At 56.8% G+C, this 19870-nt stretch carries 17 protein-coding genes and 2 pseudogenes; all 19 read right to left on the bottom strand.

Annotated features, from left to right (window positions below):
• Nucleotides 1-180 precede the first annotated feature (180 nt).
• Nucleotides 181-999, bottom strand: a complete 819-nt coding sequence (locus TKWG_RS05945; RefSeq protein WP_148274487.1) for a fimbrial biogenesis chaperone — start codon at nucleotides 997-999, stop codon at nucleotides 181-183.
• Between the two features lie 316 nt (nucleotides 1000-1315).
• A complete protein-coding gene (locus tag TKWG_RS05940; protein ID WP_014749975.1) occupies nucleotides 1316-2509 on the bottom strand; it encodes a M20 aminoacylase family protein in 1194 nt (397 codons plus the stop codon).
• A gap of 150 nt (nucleotides 2510-2659) precedes the next feature.
• Entirely contained in the window at nucleotides 2660-3670 is a 1011-nt protein-coding gene (locus TKWG_RS05935; RefSeq protein ID WP_014749974.1) for an L-threonylcarbamoyladenylate synthase, read from the bottom strand.
• Between the two features lie 95 nt (nucleotides 3671-3765).
• Nucleotides 3766-4953: a 5-(carboxyamino)imidazole ribonucleotide synthase gene (locus TKWG_RS05930; RefSeq protein ID WP_014749973.1), complete on the bottom strand. Its 1188-nt coding sequence runs from the start codon at nucleotides 4951-4953 to the stop codon at nucleotides 3766-3768.
• A 15-nt stretch (nucleotides 4954-4968) separates the two neighbouring features.
• Nucleotides 4969-5517 (bottom strand): 5-(carboxyamino)imidazole ribonucleotide mutase, encoded by a 549-nt coding sequence (gene purE / locus TKWG_RS05925; RefSeq protein ID WP_014749972.1) that lies wholly within the window; start codon nucleotides 5515-5517, stop codon nucleotides 4969-4971.
• A gap of 10 nt (nucleotides 5518-5527) precedes the next feature.
• Nucleotides 5528-6408, bottom strand: a pseudogene (locus TKWG_RS05920) (phosphoribosylaminoimidazolesuccinocarboxamide synthase).
• Nucleotides 6409-6621: 213 nt separating this feature from the next.
• The gene (locus TKWG_RS05915) at nucleotides 6622-6927 is read right to left on the bottom strand and encodes a helix-turn-helix domain-containing protein (protein WP_014749971.1); all 306 of its coding nucleotides are present in this window, start codon (nucleotides 6925-6927) and stop codon (nucleotides 6622-6624) included.
• A complete protein-coding gene (locus tag TKWG_RS05910) occupies nucleotides 6908-7291 on the bottom strand; it encodes a type II toxin-antitoxin system RelE/ParE family toxin (protein ID WP_014749970.1) in 384 nt (127 codons plus the stop codon). The genes TKWG_RS05915 and TKWG_RS05910 overlap by 20 nt, the downstream gene beginning before the upstream one ends.
• Nucleotides 7292-7438: 147 nt before the next feature.
• Nucleotides 7439-8503, bottom strand: a complete 1065-nt coding sequence (fba, locus tag TKWG_RS05905) for a class II fructose-bisphosphate aldolase (protein ID WP_014749969.1) — start codon at nucleotides 8501-8503, stop codon at nucleotides 7439-7441.
• 118 nt (nucleotides 8504-8621) lie between these two features.
• Complete coding sequence (mog, locus tag TKWG_RS05900; protein ID WP_014749968.1) at nucleotides 8622-9251, bottom strand: molybdopterin adenylyltransferase; 630 nt, start codon at nucleotides 9249-9251, stop codon at nucleotides 8622-8624.
• Complete coding sequence (locus tag TKWG_RS25850; RefSeq protein ID WP_264300279.1) at nucleotides 9248-9541, bottom strand: nitrilase-related carbon-nitrogen hydrolase; 294 nt, start codon at nucleotides 9539-9541, stop codon at nucleotides 9248-9250. Before TKWG_RS25850 ends, mog begins: the two co-directional genes overlap by 4 nt.
• A 16-nt stretch (nucleotides 9542-9557) precedes the next feature.
• A complete protein-coding gene (locus TKWG_RS25845) occupies nucleotides 9558-10088 on the bottom strand; it encodes a nitrilase-related carbon-nitrogen hydrolase (RefSeq protein WP_264300278.1) in 531 nt (176 codons plus the stop codon).
• Between the two features lie 82 nt (nucleotides 10089-10170).
• Nucleotides 10171-12398: pseudogene (pbpC, locus tag TKWG_RS26915) on the bottom strand (penicillin-binding protein 1C).
• On the bottom strand, nucleotides 12395-12949 hold the full coding sequence (locus tag TKWG_RS21220; protein WP_014749965.1) for an alpha-2-macroglobulin family protein: 555 nt from the start codon (nucleotides 12947-12949) through the stop codon (nucleotides 12395-12397). The pseudogene pbpC and the gene TKWG_RS21220 overlap by 4 nt, the downstream one beginning before the upstream one ends.
• Nucleotides 12922-13314, bottom strand: a complete 393-nt coding sequence (locus tag TKWG_RS21215) for a hypothetical protein (protein WP_148274486.1) — start codon at nucleotides 13312-13314, stop codon at nucleotides 12922-12924. Before TKWG_RS21215 ends, TKWG_RS21220 begins: the two co-directional genes overlap by 28 nt.
• Nucleotides 13311-14867 (bottom strand): alpha-2-macroglobulin family protein, encoded by a 1557-nt coding sequence (locus tag TKWG_RS21210; RefSeq protein WP_050981541.1) that lies wholly within the window; start codon nucleotides 14865-14867, stop codon nucleotides 13311-13313. Before TKWG_RS21210 ends, TKWG_RS21215 begins: the two co-directional genes overlap by 4 nt.
• Nucleotides 14868-14973: 106 nt before the next feature.
• Nucleotides 14974-17670 carry an MG2 domain-containing protein gene (locus tag TKWG_RS21205; RefSeq protein ID WP_050981540.1) on the bottom strand — a complete coding sequence of 899 codons (2697 nt, stop codon included), beginning with the start codon at nucleotides 17668-17670 and terminating at the stop codon, nucleotides 14974-14976.
• Nucleotides 17667-18350 (bottom strand): hypothetical protein, encoded by a 684-nt coding sequence (locus TKWG_RS21200; protein ID WP_050981539.1) that lies wholly within the window; start codon nucleotides 18348-18350, stop codon nucleotides 17667-17669. Before TKWG_RS21200 ends, TKWG_RS21205 begins: the two co-directional genes overlap by 4 nt.
• 322 nt (nucleotides 18351-18672) lie before the next feature.
• A complete protein-coding gene (locus tag TKWG_RS05880; protein ID WP_014749964.1) occupies nucleotides 18673-19869 on the bottom strand; it encodes a phosphoglycerate kinase in 1197 nt (398 codons plus the stop codon).
• Nucleotide 19870 lies beyond the last annotated feature (1 nt).

The following is a 19870-nucleotide window of genomic DNA, read 5'->3' as shown; positions in this document are numbered from 1 at the left end:
TAAAATCAACTTCGTAATTGAGATTAACGTCCAAATAGCAAAACCGTTAAATCACCATAGCAAACGAAATTGTTTCAATCAAGCACAGCATTAAAAATACAACACAGACATAACTAATTTTTTCAAATACTTACAATTAATTAAGATTTGGTGAGCGCCGATGATGGCGCCCTGAACTATTCAATTGGGTGCAGAAACGGGTATTTGCAGCGTTTTACCGTTCATCACCACCTTAAACGTTCCACCGGCAGAAAACAATTGTGAATTTTTTAACGACCAATGCCTGCCGCTATTTGCAAGCGCATAACCGAACAGACCCTTATTGACTAGATGAGTTTTCCCTCCCCTGTTACTGGTAAATTGCAAATCACTCAATTTTGCCCGTGTCGTCCCTGAATTATGAATACTCAGCAGTACACTGCCTTTTGGGCCGGCTGCCAGATTCCAGTTCAGATTCGGCGGCGTTGGTTTATTGACTCCCTGAATAAACACCGGAATGGAATACCGCAGGGCAAACGTCAGACCTTTGCTTGCAGCACTTTCCAATGGCAATTCGTCCACTACAATACGATATGAGCGCTCCATCGCAACGGCAGGTTGCCCGACTTTGACCAAACGGACAAATTGCTTGCCGCTGCCGGGAATTTTTGCCATGGGCGGACTGGCCACGAAGTCGGTTGTTGGCGTAAGCACATCTGTTTCATTATTTTGCACCCATTCAAATACCCGAACCTGCACATCCATAGACGCATTTGATGTGTTGGTCAGCCACAAGCCGTCAGATTTTTGTGACTGCTTGATATCCAGGACGATGGGTGTGACCTGCAGTCCAGCCCCAATGGCAGGTTGTCCGCCCGCTAGTAAAATTGCAAGCACTATATAACGTAACAACGATCGCATTGAAGACGCTCCTTTGTAATAGACCAGATCTGAAGTTATGGTAACGTTGATCAGTGGGTCTTGCCAAGTGATTAAAACAAACCCGGAGGCCAGCCTCAATCATGACAAATGCATTATTACAAATGCAATGATCGTTTGCATCAAGCGCATATCCGACAACCATTCAATTTTTTGGAGTGCGTAGTAATCGTAAGCACAGGCAGGGTTGGCGTGGCGTGCCAGCATACACGTGCAAATGCAAGAAATACGAATACTGATGATGATCCGGTAGAGACCCAAAGGCGACCGACCGACGGCCTGACGATGCCCCCTTACATCGGCGCATGTCCTTTGAATTGCGAATATGGTGTGTCGTCAGTGACTCGGGCTGTCATTCCCGGACGCATGGGTCCCGGGAATGAAGTGAGGTGTGCTGTTAACTGGCTTTGGCCGCCAGATACATTTCTGTCAGGCGAATCCAGTAGCTGGCGCCGATCGGGATCAGATTGTCGTTGAAATCATAGCTCGGGTTGTGCAACATGCAGGGCCCCAGGCCATGGTCCGGCTCGCGGTGGTTGCCCTCGCCATTTCCCAAAAAGACATAACTGCCAGGCCGTTCGCGCAAAAAGAACGAGAAGTCTTCGGACGGCATGACCTGCACGTTCTCGCGCACCATTTCGGCACTGCGATCGCCATACAGCGACTCCATGACCTGGCGGCAGAACTCGGTTTCATCTGGCGTGTTTACCAATGGCGGATATTTACGGTCAAATTCAACCTCGCAGGTACAGCCAAAGCTGCTGGCAATCTGCGTGGCCAGTTCGCGCATGCGTTTTTCCATTACGTCGATCACGTCATCGGAAAAACAGCGCACCGCGCCGGCAAGCCAGCCACTATCGGGAATGACATTATTGGCCGAGCCGGTATGAATTTGCGTAATGGACAAGACTGCAGGGTCAATGGGACGAACCGAACGCGATACGATGGTCTGCAGCGCCACCGCAATCTGGGCAATCGCCGGAACCGGATCGGCGCAATCGGCGGGCGCTGCCGCGTGGCCGCCTTTTCCCGACACGGTGATTCGAAATACGTTACTGGAAGCCATCAGCGGCCCACTGCGATAGCCGAACGCCCCTTCGGGCAAGCCGGGCCAGTTGTGCATGCCGAAAATGGCTTCGCAGGGAAATCGTTCCAACAACCCGTCGTCAAGCATGGCTTTGGCGCCCGCAGCGCCCTCTTCAGCCGGCTGGAATATCAGGTGAACTGTACCGTCGAAATTGCGCGTCTCATGCAGGTAATGCGCCGCAGTAAGCAGCATGGTGGTATGCCCGTCGTGACCGCAGCCATGCATTTTGCCATCATGCTGCGAACGGTGCGCGAAGCGGTTTTCTTCCTGCATGGGTAGCGCGTCCATATCGGCACGCAAAGCAATGGCCTTGTCGGCGCTGCCTGCCCGGATGCTTGCGACCACGCCGGTTTTGCCGATGCCCGCTTCGTATGGGATGCCCCATTCCTTGAGCTTGCGGCAAATGACCTGGGCGGTCCGGTTTTCTTCGTAAGCCAGTTCGGGGTGGGCGTGGATATCCCTGCGCACATCCACCATTTCCTGAAGATTCTTGATTTCTAACATATTGTGTTCCGGAGATTCCAATAGAATCATCATAATCCGGATTAGGCCAACTGGCAAAGCGGCCTTGCGTTTTCCCGAATAAACTGCCGCGATTCGCGTAACAGATTGGAATATAACGCATTCCTGGCCACCACCCTGGCCAGTACAACGTTATTCAAAGGCGGCAGCGGCGCGCTGCAGGCGATCGGCAACGGCATCCCAGCGCTCATCCTCGGGCAGGCGCTGGATCAGCAAATGGTCCAGATTCTGCTGATCGGCCTCGCGCAGCAGCGCATACAGGTCATGCGCATACTGGACCGGATCGCAAGAGACCTGATGCCACTGCAGCTTTGCTGGCAGGATTGCTGGCGGCGCGTCAAATGCATAGATGGCCCAGCGTTCGTGTTCGGGGCGGGCGGCCAGCAGCGCGTGCAGGCTTGCAGCGTCGAACAGGCTCAGACGGGTCTGCGGCGCATAATGCGCCTTCAGCGTACCCGAGGCGCGGGGAACCGCGGCGTCGGGGCTGGCCGGAGTATAGCCCAGCACCTGCGCCAGTTGCGCTGCCGAAATATGGCCAGGACGCAGCAGTACAACCGGCATGCCCTGCGCAATGCGCGAGACGTCGACAATCGTCGATTCAATGCCGATATCGGTATCGCCGCCTTCCAGCACCGGCATGCCATCGGCGCATTCCCGGGGGAATTCGTCGCGTACGTGCTGGGCTTTGGTCGGAGACACATGGCCGAACCGGTTGGCCGAAGGTGCGGCGATACCGGCCTGCCCCGAGGGGCGCAGGCGGACGAAAGCGCGGATCAGCGCCAGCGCGACCGGGTGCGAGGGGCAGCGAAGGCCGATACTGTCTTGTCCACCGGTCACCGCGTCGGTGATCGCCGGATTTTTTGGCAGGATCAGTGTCAATGGACCCGGCCAGAATGCCAGCATCAACTTTTGCGCTTCTGTCGGAATATCCCGCGTCCAATAGGACAAATCTGCCTCCGGCGCGATATGGACAATGAGCGGATGATTGGCTGGCCGTTGCTTGGCCTGGTAGATTTTGGCCACGGCCTGCGCACTTTCGGCGTCGGCACCCAAACCATAAACCGTCTCGGTAGGCAACGCCACCAGGCCACCGTCGTTCAAAACGCGGGCGGCATGGTCAATCGAGCTTGTCATATCGGTCATGGAAATAGTCTGTGTCACGTGGTCATCGGGTGCAATCCCGGGTTGCCGGGACCACCGCTGGGAATTACATGGAATAGGTATACGGTTAAGGACAATCAGGACAAAACGGTGCGAATCCCCATTTTACGAATTACATCCCGTGCCCGTTGCTTGGCCTGTTCGATGGTGGCGCCCACAACGTTGATATGCCCCACCTTGCGTCCGGGACGCGGCTCGTCCTTGCCATATAGATGCAGCGATACACCCGGAATGGCAAGAATGTCATGCCATTGCGGTTCCCGTGGATGACTGGCATTGCCATTGAACCAGCAGTCGCCCAGGATATTGAGCATGACCACCGGTGCAAGCAGATCTGTCGCGCCTAGCGGCATGCCCGTCATGACCCGCACCTGCTGTTCAAACTGGCTGGTTACACAGGCGTCCATCGTGTAATGGCCACTGTTGTGCGGACGTGGCGCTATTTCGTTTGCAATCAGGCGACCGTCGGACAGCACAAAAAATTCGACACACAGCACGCCCTGGTAATTGAGCCCTTCGGCGATGCGCAGGGCGGCTTCCCGGGCCTGCCTGGCCAGGTCTTCGTTGATGAGACCTGGCGCCACGACCGTGCTGGCAAGAATGCCGTTTTCATGAGTGTTGATACCAATCGGGAAAATAGCAGTCTCGCCGCTGATGGCCCGTGCCATGACAACTGAAATTTCATGATCCAGCGGCAACATGGCTTCAAGCACGCAGGGAATCTGTCCAAAGGCACGAAAGGCTTCAATGGCTTCGGCGCGGGTCGATACCCGTTGCTGGCCCTTGCCGTCGTAGCCCAGGCGGGCTACTTTCAGAATGCCGGGAAACAGTGCCTCCTGCGCCTGCTCCAGATCGCTCACCTCGCGAACCTCGCAATATGGCGCAACTGGAATATTCTGGGCACTGATAAATGCCTTTTCGGCAATCCGGTCCTGCACGACGGCAACCGCTGCCGCACCAGGCGTAACACGGCAGCTTGCAGACAATTGCTTCAGGCTGCTGGCCGGCACGTTTTCAAACTCCGTGGTCACGGCGGGCGTAATCGCGGCCAGTTCCCTGAGCGCAACAATATCATCGTAAGCTGCGGCCATATGCCGCTCGGCGACCATGCCTGCCGGGCTGTTGCCGGACGGGTCCAGAACAACGACCTTGTAACCCAGTTTCTGCGCTTCATGGCAGAACATGCGACCCAGCTGGCCGCCGCCCAGCATACCCAGCCATTCGCCAGGATGAATGCGGTCGGAAAGTGCTATTGGTGTGTGCATTGCGAAAATTCTCTTTCAGTTCTTGGGAGCCGGCGGCAATGTCATCGCCCGTGCCGTATTGGTCTGCTTCTCGCGAAAAGCGCGCAATTGCTCACGCAGCGCCGGGTTGTTCATGGCCAGCATGGCAATCACATGCAGAGCCGCATTGGCGGCGCCGGCTTCGCCGATGGCAAAGGTGGCAACAGGAACCCCCTTGGGCATTTGCACGATGGACAGCAGGGAATCTTCGCCGCGCAGATAGCGCGACGGGACCGGTACGCCAAACACCGGCACCTCGGTCAGCGCCGCCATCATGCCAGGCAAATGCGCTGCACCGCCGGCGCCGGCGATAATCGCCCGCAGGCCGCGATCATAGGCTGTCGCGCCATAATCGGCCATGTCTTGCGGCATACGATGCGCCGAGATGACCTGGGCCTTGTAAGGCACGCCAAATTGCTCGAGCATGTCCGTGGCGTTTTTCATGACGTCCCAGTCGCTGGACGAGCCCATGATGACGCCGACCAGCGCCTGGTCGGCCTGCCTGGAATCAGTATTGTGATTGCCTGAGTTGACTGTTTCGTTCATAACGCCCTGCTTATCCGATCAGGCGGGTGGCCGCCTCACGATATTTGTCGGCTGTTTTCTGCAAAACGTCCTGTGGCAGCCGCGGTGCGGGCGCTGTCTTATCCCAGGGCTGCGTTTCCAACCAGTCGCGCACAAATTGCTTGTCAAAGGATGGCGGACTGATGCCCGTCTGATACGAGTCTGCAGGCCAGAAACGGGAAGAGTCGGGCGTGAGCACTTCGTCCATCAGATGCAGGACACCCTTGTCGTCCAGGCCGAATTCAAATTTGGTGTCGGCAATAATGATGCCTTTTTCTGCGGCATAATCGGCCGCCTCTGTGTAAAGACGCAGCGTAATATCACGAATCTGCTCGGCGAGCTCTTGCCCGACTTCGCGCACGACATGGGCGAAGTCGACATTTTCGTCATGTGAGCCATTTCGGCCTTGGCCGCCGGGGTAAAGATAGGCGACGCCAGCTTCTGCGCCTGCACCAGGCCTGCAGGCAGGCTGACGCCGCAGATGGCGCCGGTTTTCTGGTAATCGTTCCAGCCGGACCCGATCAGATAGCCCCGGGCAACCGCTTCCACCAGCACAGGCTTCAGGCGCTTGACAACCATGGCCCGGCCCCGGACCTGGTCTGCTTCCGACGGTTGCACGACCTCTTCGGGGGCAATACCGGTCACATGGGTGGGAATGATATGGCCCAGTTTCTTCAGCCAGAACTCCGTAAGTTCGGTCAGTACCTGGCCCTTGCCGGGAATGGGGTCATCCAGAATCACATCAAACGCAGAAATACGATCAGAAGCAACAATCAACAGTTTGTCGTCGCCCACGGCGTACATATCACGGACTTTGCCGCGTGCCAGCAGTGGCAGGGACTGAATATCAGATTGAAGAAGCGCAGATGTCACCGGAAATCCTTTGCAAGGGAAAATATCATGCCGTACGCGCCGAGCGACTTACTATCGCGGGCGTACGATCATGGAATAGAAATGGGAATAATCCGTTATTTTACCGCCATATGCTGCGCTTGAATGTAAAAAACCCTGCCAGAACGCATCGTCGTAGCGGGGTCCGCAAGCGGCCCGCAACATAAGCGTGCTCCCTCATACGGCAAGAGCATCTTACAGAATGGCTTGCAGCCCCTTGTCAGCGATCACATTGAGCAATTTCAACGCCGGTCCGGACGGGCGCGTATGACCCTGCTCCCATTTGCGTACGGTCGAGGCCGTGGTATGTAAATGAAGCGCAAAGACAGGCTGACTGATATTGAGTGACTCGCGCAACGTTCGTATATCTGTCGCCGTAAAATTCCTGACCGGCAACGGAAAAAGCGTGTCAAACTCGCGCATTGTCGTTTTGCTGATTGCACCAGCAGTCTGCAGCTCAGCCAGTTCACCACGCAATGATTCAATGATTTTTCCTGTCACAATGCAACTCCTGTAGGACGCCGGTTTGCAGGGCAAGGATCAGGTCGTCATCTGATAGCGCAAGAAATACCTTTCCGACATAGCTTAAGGCCTGCTTTTCTTTCAGAGAAATATTGGACTGCTCGCTTTTCGAAAAACCGTGCAGAAAAACATACCGAGTGCCTATTCGGGCCGACAGCAATGTACGGTACCCCCGGCTTTTACCGCAGCCAGCACCAGGCACCCGTTTTTTATAAAGCCTTCCACCCAAATCGGCGTCGATCAGCCCGTGCTCCATTTTCATAACCGCCCAACATAAGACAGCGTCAGGCAATTTTTCACGCAACTGCCATTTCGCAAACGCTCTGCGCTTTAACACTCTCATACTGCCACTGTATATTGCTAAATTATAGCAATATACCCGTTACGGGCATCATTTCCCACTACGGAAATCCACAAGAAAAACCCCGCCACAACGCATCGTCGTGGCGGGGTTTCCAGACAGGCCGTCCCGGGAGACGGCACAATCGTCTTATTTGATCTGTTGAGACAGCTTGCCTGCAGCATAGGCTGCGGCCATTTCAGACAGAGCAATCGGTTTGATCTTGCTGGCGTTGCCGGCGGTACCAAATTCCTGATAGCGCGCCACGCAGATTTTCTTGGCGGCTTCGCGGGCAGGCTTGTTGTATTCACGTGGGTCGAATTTGCCGGGGTTTTCGCCCAGGAAACGGCGAATGGCGCCTGTCATGGCAAGACGGATATCGGTATCGATATTGACCTTGCGCACGCCAAATTTGATGGCTTCCTGAATCTCTTCGACCGGCACACCATAGGTTTCTTTCATGTCGCCACCGAACTCACGGATTTCGGCCAGCAATTCCTGGGGAACACTGGAGCTGCCATGCATGACCAGGTGCGTGTTGGGCAAGCGGGCGTGGATTTCCTTGATGCGGTTGATCGATAGAATATCGCCTGTAGGCTTGCGGGTAAATTTATAGGCGCCATGGCTGGTGCCAATCGCAATCGCCAGCGCATCCAGCTGGGTGCGACGGACAAAATCTGCAGCCTGTTCCGGATCGGTCAGCAGTTGCTCCATGGTCATGGTGCCTTCTGCACCGTGGCCGTCTTCCTTGTCGCCTTTCATGGTTTCAAGCGAGCCCAGGCAACCCAGTTCACCTTCTACGGTGACACCGACCTTGTGTGCCAGATCAACAACTTTCTTGGTTACTTCCACGTTGTATTCATAGTCAGCAATGGTTTTACCGTCGGCCATGAGAGAGCCGTCCATCATGACACTTGAAAAACCAAGATTGATGGCGCCCTGACAGATTTCAGGTGACTGGCCATGATCCTGGTGCATGACTACCGGAATTTCCGGATAGCTCTCTACCGCAGCCTGGATCAGGTACTTGAGAAAACCTTCGCCTGCGTATTTACGCGCACCAGCAGACGCCTGCATGATGACCGGACTGTTGGTTTCCTTGGCCGCTTCCATGATGGCCTGCACCTGCTCCAGATTGTTCACGTTGAAGGCGGGAATACCATAGCCGTTTTCCGCGGCATGATCCAGTAATTGGCGCATAGAAACGAGTGCCATGTAACGATCTCCTGAAATTGAAAAATATCTGAACAGCCACTATTTTAAGTGGGAAACCGCATATAAGGCGCAGGAACCCGGCTTTTTACCAAATTTACCAATTGTGACATCACAGTTGTCACGCTTTGGGCTCACGCCGCGCCGATTTTGGGCGGAAAGCCGCGACAATCTCGTCTCGGGTCTCTACATAAGGACCGCCGATCAGGTCAATGCAATAAGGCACGGCGGCAAAAATGCCCGGCACCTTTACTTTGCCCTGTTCATCACGCAGGCCTTCCAGGGTTTCCTGGATGGCTTTGGGTTGCCCTGGCAAGTTGATAATCAGGGCAGCATGATCGTCTGCTTCACGAATCACGGCCACCTGCCGGGACAGGATGGCCGTAGGCACAAAGGCCAGGCTGATTTGTCGCATTTGTTCACCGAAACCAGGCATAAGCTTGGTGGCAACGGCCAGTGTCGCTTCGGGCGTGACATCACGCCGCGCCGGGCCCGTTCCGCCGGTAGTGAGTACCAGATCGCACCCCTGCTGGTCCACCAGTTCGGTCAGCGTCTCGGAAATGGTTTGCTGATCGTCGGCGATCAGGCGCGTACACGTCTGAAAGGGCGATTGCAGGGCGCGCTCCAGCCAGGCTTCGAGCGAAGGAATGCCTTTGTCCTCGTAAACGCCGGAAGTGGCCCTGTCAGAAACGGAAACCAGCCCGACAATAAGTTCGTCCGGATGCGTTCTTTTTATTGCAATTGTATTCATTTCAATCCTGATACCTGATAACGACGATTTTGCAGACATGGCAACAACTCGCGAACTTCGGCAATGCGTTCTGATGACAGAGTATGAACAGCCAGACCCGGGTCGGCGGTGGCAGTGCCCAGCACCATACCCAATGGATCCACGATCATGCTCAGACCGCAATTGCGTGGCGCAGTCTGCCCCGATGCCAGCACATAGCTGGTGTTTTCAATGGCGCGTGCCCGCAGCAATATTTCCCAATGGTTTTCCTTGAGCGGTCCGGCAAGCCAGGCCGCACTGACCGACAGCACATCGGCGCCTGATCAATCAGGCTCTTGCCATTTCAGGAAAACGCAGATCATAGCAGTTGATCAGGCCAATCCGAAAGCCCTTGATATCAAACAAACCCAGTTCGGCATTCTTTTCGGAAAAACTGCCGGGCCGCACTTTGTCTGACTCCTTGAACTTGAACGCGTCATAGACATGCATTTTGGTATAACGCAGCACCTGCGCACCGGTATTGTCAAGCACCAGTAGCTGGTTGGTTACACGTTCATCGCCCGGCTGGTCTGCCAGGCTGAGCACGCCAACCACGATATGCATGTTATGGTCGCGTGCCAGATCCTGCATGTAGCGGACAAAGGCAGGCGAGTTGTTGCCGGCGGTCTCCCGCAATTGCGGTAGCGGCGAGCCGAAAGAACACATGGACGCCTCGGGCAGCACGAGCAGCTCCACGCCCTGCTCTGCCGCCTGGGTTACCAGGGTATGGATATGTTCCTTATTGGGTTCGATCTCGTTGACGGCAGCAAACTGGCCGACGCCCACTTTCAGTTGTGAATTGCTTGTATTGGTTTGCATTGGTGCACCATCTGATTGGACTGTTTACTCAATTATGCAACAGATCGCATGGCCTGTGTCCGATAGGCATCGTAACGGCCGGTCACGGCTGCTGTCCCAGTTGCTGTCGCAGTTGCGCGCCCCGTATATTGACGCGCGCCCGATCGTGGGTCTGACCAGCGCCGTCGCGCGCTTCAATCAGGTGGCTGCCCGGTACGGGATACCAGGCAAAGGGATTGGCAGCTCCCAGAAAACGGCCATCGACATACCAGCGCACGGCTGCGTGCGCACCCCCTGCCGGGGTCGTGGTCAATAGCTGCAGGCGTTGATTATCTGCCGGGATATCCGGATCTAGAGCGATAATAGTACCGTCGGCCGGCGTACGAATGACCATGCGCCCGGAAACCGGAGCCGCGGCCGAAGACGCCAGCGCGATGCGCGACACCTCGGTGCCCGGCAGAAAATATTCGGTGCGGGTGGCTTCCAGATCATTTTCAAATGTGATGTCGCGTGCGCTCAACCCGCCGGGCCGGGTTGGTTGCATACTGGCGTGATCCTCATGCAGATACCGCATGATGTCGTGCCACGCAGGCCCCGCGCCGGTAACGCCGCTGACCTGGCGCATGCTGGCGCCGGTACTGTTGCCCACCCAAACGCCCACTGTATATTTATCAGACCAGCCCACCGTCCAGTTATCGCGCATATCCTTGCTGGTGCCGGTTTTGACTGCCGTCCAGAAAGGCGTAGATAAGGCGCTGTCCAGGCCGAAGGTGCGGGCCCGGGCCTGCCGGTCCGACAGGATATCGCCCACCAGCCAGGCAGCCTCTTCGCTCATGACCCGATTGGCAGGCGGCGGCGCGCCAACGCCCCAGTTCACTTCGCTGTACATGCCGTGGTTGGCAAGCGCCCGGTAAGCGTTGGTCAGCGATAGCAGCGTCACATCGGCGCTGCCCAATGCAAGACTATAGCCATAGTAATCGCCCGATTGCGCCAGCGGCAATCCAAGTTGGCGCAGTCGCTGGTGAAAGACGTCGGGCGTGACCATGACAAGCAGACGCACGGCCGGAATATTCAATGATGAAGCCAGGGCCGTGCGGGCACTAACCCAGCCGCCAAACTGTTTGTCATAGTTTTGCGGCACATACAGTCCATTGCCGGTAGGCAGGTTGACTGCGCTGTCGTCCAACAGGGAAGCGGCCGTGATGCGGCGTTGCTCCAGCGCCTGAGCGTACAGGAAGGGTTTAAGCGTGGAGCCGGCCTGCCGCAAGGCGGCGGCGTTATCAACGTAGCGGGCCGTCGCCAGATCGCCGGATGAGCCCACGTAAGCCAGAATACGGCCGGTACGGTTGTCCAGTACGACCGCCGCTGCATCATTGGCATGGCTATGGCGAATTTCATGGACCACACGATTGACAATGGCTTGCACAGTGCGCTGCAAGGTACCATCGATCGTGGTGGCAAGCTGCGCCTGCTGCGGCGTTTCCAAAGCCAGCCGACGTCGTGCAAAATGCGAGGCCGTAAAAGGATCGTCCTGCAGGATGCTGGTGGTATGACTTAACTGATATTCGATAATGCCCGCAAGATTGTCGCAGTATTGCGCTTGTGATTGTGCCTTCAGAATGCCGCAAGCCCGGCGCGCAATAACGGCTGGCGCAGCATTGGGTGAGCGCAGCATGGCCGCGAGAAGCGCTGCTTCACGGCTGTCCAGGCCGACAGGATATTTACCGAAAAGACTGCGGGCTGCTGCAGTCACACCAGACAACTCACCACGCCATGGCACCAGGTTGAGATAGCTTCAAGGATTTGTGATTTGCTCCAATGCAATTCCAGTGCCATTGCCTGCATGATCTGCCTGGCTTTCTGTGCCAGTGTACGCCTGCCGTTGCGCCCATCGCCAGCGTCCAGCATGCCTGCCAGTTGCATCGTGAGCGTCGAGCTGCCACGCACAGTATTTCGGGTAAGGCGGTCACGCACTGCACCGCCCAGCGCAAGCACATCGACGCCGGCATGGCTGTAGAAGCGCCGGTCTTCGGACAGCAGCACTGCACGGACCAGGGCGGGCGAAATCTCGCCCAGTGGCGTCCAGTTGTCGCGCCGCTCTTGATAGTCGTTACGCACCCGCTCCAGCACCATCCCATCGCGATCAAGCAAAGTGATATAGGACGGGCGGTAGCCGCTACGCACCTCATCGTACGCAGGTACCGGCAGGCGAACGATATAGACAGCAATCCCGGCAATAACAACGATCAGCAGCGCAGCCAGGCACAGGCCCACCAGCCTGGATGGCCAGCGCCGGCGTTCTGCCTGCTGCCCCACTGCCCTTCCTGTCATGGGGTTGTCACAGCCGACGCGCTGGCCCCTTGTGCCGGTGCAGCCTGTTGTGGTGCACCACCGGCCTGTTCACTGGCAGATTCAACGATCGTAAACCCACCCGTGTTGGGCAATTCCCCATAGACCTGCGGCGCATACATGGCCTCTATCCGCGTAGCGGGCAAACTATAGCTACCTGGGGTATTGAGCCTTACCGTATACTCAAGCGACGTTTTGCCTGCCGGTAACCACGCATAGTAGGCACGGTACAACTCGCTTTTGCGTTCAGCAAAGCTGGGCGACATGCCTGCGTCGTCCTGCTTCTCACCCTGGGTTGCCACGGCTGAATCCCGGCCCAGGCCGCCGCCCAGAACCGTCGCGCCGGCCGGCACCGGATCGCTAAGCACCACCCAGTTCATGGCGGTCTTGGCAGTAACTTCCAGATGGACACGATAGATGTCGCCCACTGACCATTTGCCGTTTATCGCCTGTGATACCGGAACGACAGTGCGACTAAGTGTATAACCCGCGTAGATTGGCTTGCTTACTGGTACCGCCGCCTGGGCAGCCATGGATGCCCAGACGCGCCCGGTTCCCTGAAGCGATAGTGACAGTTGCTGGGGATCATTGTTTTTCCAAGGCACCAGGATTTTCTGCGTTGGCTGCAAGCTTCCCACTGCTGGTCTGCAGATGTGGGGGCACCGGCAGCTTGCAGCGACATGGACAGTGTTCCCTTCACGGGCGTCTTTTCAAACGATGCACTGAAGGAGCGAACCGCCAGGGTACCCCACACATTGGCCGTGGTCGTAGACCAGGTGCCGCGCTGCTGCTGACCAAGCAAACCGGTCAGCAGCACCGGGATATCCTTTTCCCAGGCCTTGCTGTTCATGACAGCAACAAGCAGCTTGGCGGTCACCGTGGCGCGATTGCTCATCATCCACCAGGATAGGCATCATCGTCATCTGCCAGCACCAGACTGGTGCCTTGTCGACTCATGCGCGACAGCAGGGCCGAACGCAGCGTAGCCAGGGTCTGGGCCTGATCCGGCAGGTTCTTGACGCGCGATACAATACTGAGCCAATCTACCAGCGCCGCTGTACTCATGCGTTCTCGGTCAAACTCAATGGTGGACAACAGACGCGGTGTGACCATACCGGCTCGTGATAAGGCCTCCAGCACCATCAGCCTGCGTTCGCCGTTATCCTGCTTGGGCTGCCATGCTGTTGAACGGATTTTGCCAGTCACATAGGCCATCAGGCCTTCCAGCATTTTTTCACGATACGCTTTGGGAATAGTGTAAGGTTGATCGCCCCGACTGGCTTCGTGGGACACTGCCAGCAAATGAGCGGTCAGCACTTCGTCGCCTGCCAGGCCTGGGAAATAGGCCACCAGCCCGTGATCATCCATGTATACGGGTAGCCGGTTCATCAGCGCCGACCAGCGTTGTGGATTGTCAATACCGATGGCAATCGAAGACAGTTGTTCCAGGCAGGTAAACTGATAATCGGCAAACCAGCGGCGCACTGGATCCAGCCCTTTAGCCAGAGACGTGGACAACTGCACCTGTACGCCGCCCAGCGGCACGCCATCGGTCCCTTTGATCGCGCCTGCAGGCGGTTGCACCGGCAACCCCTGAATGGGTTCCTTGGCGCGCACCGATTGCAATGTGGCCTGTCGCACAGTGACCGGTACGGTAGGAATCAGCAGTTGTGATATTTCGACACTGTCGATGGCAGCCGCATGTGCCGGTGCACCGGCGCCCTGCTCGCCCTGTTCCCTGGCATCGAAACGCCATTTCAGCGTCTGCGACGATGGTCCTGCTGGCACGGTACGCATATCCATATCCCAGGTAACCGTCTGCGACGACTGTGCTGCAATGGACACGGTTTGCTGCTTCAGTGCCAATGGCGCAAGCGCCGGGCCGCTCACGCGCGCGCCCGCTTCTACGGTCATGGGGCGATCGGTCGCATTGCGCAGGGTGATCTTCGCGGTGTAATGGTCATCGCTGCGAGCAACCAGCGGCAAACCGGAGATGACCTGCAAATCCTGCGTGGTCACGATATGGGCGCTGCCCTGGCCAAACCGGTCTGCGCCCAGTTCGGCAATGGCCGCCAATCGAAAACCCGAGATCGCATCATTTAAGCCAAGCGCAACGGTAGCCTGGCCCTGTGCGTCCAGCACAATATCGGGCTTCCAGAATACCAGGCTATCGAGCAGTTCGCGGGTGGGCGCGCCGCCATTGCCGCCGCCACCGCCCGGTGGCAGGGCCTTGCGACCATAGTGCCGCCGTCCCACCACTTCCATCTGGGCCGTGGCTGTTTCCACGCCATAGGCGCGTTCTCCCATCATGGCCTTGACAATATTCCAGCTGTCATTGGGGGCCAGTTCCAGCAAGGCTTCATCCACCACCGCCAATGCAACACTGGCATTGGCCGCCGGACTGCCATCTGGCAAAGAGCCCCGGATCGTGGCGGTGGCCTGGTCGCGCACCTGATAGCGCGGCTTGTCTGTGGCAATACTGATGTTCAGGCATTTTTATCGCTGCGTACACGAATCGCCGTCAATCCATAGCGATACGCCGGCTTGGCCAGATCGATCAGGCAGTCGGCAGCGCAGAAGCAGATTCGCCCCAACTGAGATCCGGATTCTGCGCCGAATCGCGGATGCGGCCTCGCAGCGCCAGCACCGAAACATAAACGTTCGGCCCCCACTGTGGCTTGATCTGAACGGTAAAAGTTGGATTGGTGCCCGACAGAGCTACTTGCCGGGTCTCCAGGACCCCCTCCCGCTCAATGGCAACCAGTGCATTGGCCTGGCGAAATGGCATGCGCACCTGGAACTGTGCTGTCTCGCCAGGCTGGTATTCCTTCTTGTCGGCAATAATGTCGATGCGGTCATTGTTCTCGCCGCCCGAGAACCACATCTCGCCGGCGCCCACCACATAGACGCTGGACTCGGCCTGGGCATGGCGACCTGCGCTATCGGTAACCTCGGCAATCAGGCTGACCCGCCCCTGCTCTTTCAGGCTGATATCGCAAGCGAATTTGCCGTCAGCGCCGCTGGTGCCAGTGCATATCGTGCCCAGGTCTTTGGCGACGCGATGGGTGTCATAACTGTAAAATCCGCCGACCAGACGCTTGCGTACCGTCTGATAGGTATAGCTGACGGCACGTACCGTAACGGGGACTGTCGCCGCCGGCCTGCCCTGCGTGTCCAGCGTAATCACCGATATTGCGGCAGCCTTTTCCTGCTGTACCAGGTAACCACTGCGAATGCCCGCCACATAGGCCGCGGGCCACACGGCCACAGTACGACTGACGGTCTGCACCTGGCCGTTAGGATCCATGAAGCTGCCTTCAAAGGTGATGTTACGCGCTCTGTCGGACGCCGGCAAAGCGTCCAGCGCCAGGGTGCCGCGTCCCTGGGCATCCAGCGTCATCTTTTGCTTGTTCACGATAATGCGACTGGTGTCGCTATCGTCTGCGTTCTCTTCTTGCTCGCTATCGGCGTCGGCCGCAATCTGTTGCGGCGGATCGAAAGCGTAATCGTCATAGTCGCGAAAGGATATGCTGCGATCGCGCGACAATGCAGAAATGTCTACAGGCAGGCGTCCGGCGGCACCGCCAGATAAATAGCGCATTTGCATATCCAGCCGGACCGCCTTGGGTGCGATCAGCGGCCCTTTTTCGCCTGCAGCATCGGTGATGGACAACTGTCCTGCCAGCAAAGGCAGCTTGAAATCCTCGACACGAAACTGGCCTGTTTCGTATGCCTGACCATCGGGGTCCAGCACAATTCGGTACTGCCCACGTTTGATATCTTCCGGAATTTTCCAGTCCGATGCGCTGAACACATTGCCGCCCGACGTTTGTTGCCATGTGACGGGCAATTTATATTCGTCTTCCCCGCCAACCAGCTCAATGCTCATCTGTGCAGGCAGCGTATTGATGTCAGGCAGCGCGAATCCGTCGCGGGTCAGCGTGCGCAGCAGATGCTTCATGGATGCCGTCTCGCCGGCACGGAACAGACTGCGGTCCAGGATCGTGTGGGCGCGTACCGTAGGCTGGGCGGAACTGTCGGTTGGCACATTGAAGCGCCAGGACTCGATGCCATTGTCCCATGAGGTAAACGCGAACGAATAATCGCCTGTACCAGCGGCCAGCGGGTGATCTGGACCGATGCGCGCCGACACAAAAAGGCCGGACAATTGCGTATTGTTGCAATAGTCTTCGCCCTTGACCGCCTTGCGATAATGCCAGATCCCGTCACTACCCGTCTGGCCTGTCAGTAGTGTTTTACCAGAGCAATCCAGGACATTGACCTGTGCATGCGCTACCGGTTTGGCGTCGTCCAGCGTTGTGACCCACACCAGCAAATCGTCCCGGCCTTTTTTTATATGCACAGCCATATTGGTCACCAGCACGGAGCTACGCACATACATGGGATTCTTATTGGCTAGCAATGCCTGCCCCAGACTGGCAGACTTGGCTTCCAGCACATGAAAGCCCGGTTGCTGCAATGGCACGCCCAGCACCTCAAATTCGCGATGCTTGGCCGCCGTTTTTACACCAGGCAACGTGATGGTGGTTGCATTCGGGTTTTCAGCCAGCATGGAAACGGATCGGGTGTCTATATAGACCGGTTTGTTTTCCGTATGACTGTCAGGCTGATCATTCATCACGGCGCGAATGTTCTTTGCCGTCATCGATGTTTCATCCAGGCGGCGTACACGCGCATAGGCCTTGAGCACATCGGCATCCTCCTGGGGAACATAATCGCTGATGGTGCCCGGTGACAGGCGCTGGTCTTTGATGGCCAGTTGGTTTTCTATATAGCGAACGGTTAGCGGTACATGCCAAGGCGCCTTGCCGTCAGCGGCATCTGCCTTGCGCTCGATAATACCGAACGAGGAAGAGGCAAACTTGAGCATGGGCGAATAGGAAGCCATGCGAACCTTCATGGGGAACTGGCCGGCATTGCTCAGCATGCGTCCTGACTCGTCTTTCAGGCCTGCCGGCACATTGAGCGTGAGCGTCTCGTGTTCGGCAAACGGGCCGGGGAACTTCACACTGCTTATGGTGCTGTCGCTCTCGTCGATATCTGAGGGATATTGTTTGCCACTCGCACCGACAAGCGTAATGCCTTGCAGGTCTGCCCTGGTAATGGATTCACTAAGCGTCAGATACACAGGCCTGGCCGGTGAACAATCGGCATTCTGGTTTTCGCGCGAGCAGGAAAAGCCGGCGGCAAAGTCCTTGCGTACCTCGAATTCGAAATCATAGGGTTTGCTCATGGACACGCCCCCTGACTGGTGACTGCCTGCCCGATGACCAACCTGCCTTTGGCAGCTGCCGGCAATCGGCGCGCGCACTGAACAAACGCAATATTCTCGGCCTCGTCTTCCAGATATGGCCGGGCCTGGCTGATGATTATTTTCTTATCCTGCTCGGACAGCACCTTGACCGGAATCTGTTCTCCCAGACCCTGTACGACGCAACTTGCATGCGCCTGCACACTGCTTGGCTGCACAGGCAGGTTGAACCGAACCGTGAAAGCCTGATCTTCATCGATTTTGCCGGAGGGGCTGATGGATGTGACAGCCAGCCTGCCGGTATTAAACTGATATTGTTTCTTGCCTTGCACCGGTTTACCGGCGGTATCGCGAAAGGCGGCATCCGGGGTGATCGTGCATTGCACGCCGGCCGGCAGCGTTTCTTCAAATTCATAGGACCAGTGCGCGCCGTCGGACCATTTGCCGTGTCCCTTTACCTGGCTTCCCTTGCAACTGACCGAGACCGGTGGCGAAACATCGTTGCGCCCCAACGGAATGACGTTAGCGCTGAACACAATGTCAATGGCGGAGACCTTGCTTTGGGTGCCCGTGGGTGAAACCGACGTGATATTGGCGGCAACTGCGGTGCCAATAATTCCCGACAGAACCAGTGCGGCTCCGGCAACAAAGATGCGTTTCATAGTTACCGCCTTCCCAAAAATGATCAGGGCCACACGCCGAACCGGTGGCTGCCTGAAATCATAACAGAAGTCGGTCTGGTTCAGCTATCTGCCAGAACGGGTAAATGAGAGGATCATACGGACACAACTGAAGGAAAATAACGGCGGCCAGCGCAGATCCATTGCGCCGTTATTGAGCGGGTATCGGTATTAAAAAAAGCCACCGACAAGGTCGCTGGCTTTGATGTGTTGTGGCTATTAGTTATTGCTATTGTCTTGAGATGGGGATGCAGATACTGATCCGACCCTGTCGTATCAGTATCATGCAGAACCCTCTATCGGTTTATGCCTTATTGCGTTGCTCGAGAATCTCTACTGCAGGCAACACTTTGCCTTCAAGAAATTCCAGGAACGCGCCGCCACCGGTAGAGATATAGCCAACCTGATCGGTGATGCCGAATTTGGAAATGGCTGCCAGTGTATCGCCGCCGCCGGCAATGGAAAATCCCTCAGATGCGGCAATGGCTTGGGCCACCTTGCGAGTGCCGTTGGCAAAGGCGTCAAATTCAAACACGCCTACCGGGCCATTCCAGACGATCGTACCGGCATTTTTCAGAATACCGGTCAGTTCGCTGGCGGTGTTTTCGCCAATGTCGAAAATCATATCATCATCGGCAACCGCATCAGCAGATTTGGCCTCACCCTTGGCCTGGGCGGAAAATTCCTTGGCGCAGACAACATCGGTCGGAATCGGCACGCTGGCGCCACGTTTGGCCATCATGTCAATCACGACTTTTGCCTGGTCGATCTGGTCAGGTTCCGCCAGTGATTTGCCGATTTTCTTGCCGCTGGCGAGCATGAAAGTATTGGCGATACCGCCGCCCACAACCAGTTGGTCTACCTTATCGGCCAGCGACTGCAGGATAGACAGTTTGGTAGAGACTTTGGAGCCGCCCACAATCGCCACCAGTGGCCGCTTGGGATTCTGCAATGCTTTCCCCAGGGCCTCCAGTTCGGCTTCCAGCAAGGGGCCGGCGCAGGCAATGGGCGCAAATTTGGCTATACCATGTGTGGTGGCTTCGGCGCGATGGGCCGTGCCGAATGCGTCATTAGCATAGACATCGCAAAGCGCAGCCAGTTTCCGGGCCAACGCTTCATCGTTTTTCTTCTCGCCTTTATTGACGCGACAGTTTTCCAGTAATACGACTTGGCCGGGCGCCACGCTGACGCCGTCGACCCAGTCCTGGACCAATTGCACTGGCTTGCCCAGCAGTTCGCTCAAGCGCTTTGCTACCGGAGCCAGCGAGTCCTGCGCGGTCAATGTGCCCTCTGTCGGGCGGCCCAGGTGGGATGTCACCATCACGGCGGCACCTGCTTCCAACGCCATTTGAATGGCCGGCACGGAGGCGCGGATACGGGTATCTTCGGTGATGCTGCCGTCGTCGGCCAGCGGCACGTTCAAATCGGAACGGATGAAAACACGTTTGTCTTTGAGCTGGCCGTTCTTGGCCAGGGCGGAAAGCGTTTGTACATTCGCCATT

This window comes from Advenella kashmirensis WT001, from assembly GCF_000219915.2.
Taxonomy (GTDB): Bacteria; Pseudomonadota; Gammaproteobacteria; order Burkholderiales; family Burkholderiaceae_B; genus Advenella; species Advenella kashmirensis.
Note: the sequence above shows the minus strand (reverse complement) of the source record. Positions and strands in the feature narration are given on the sequence as shown.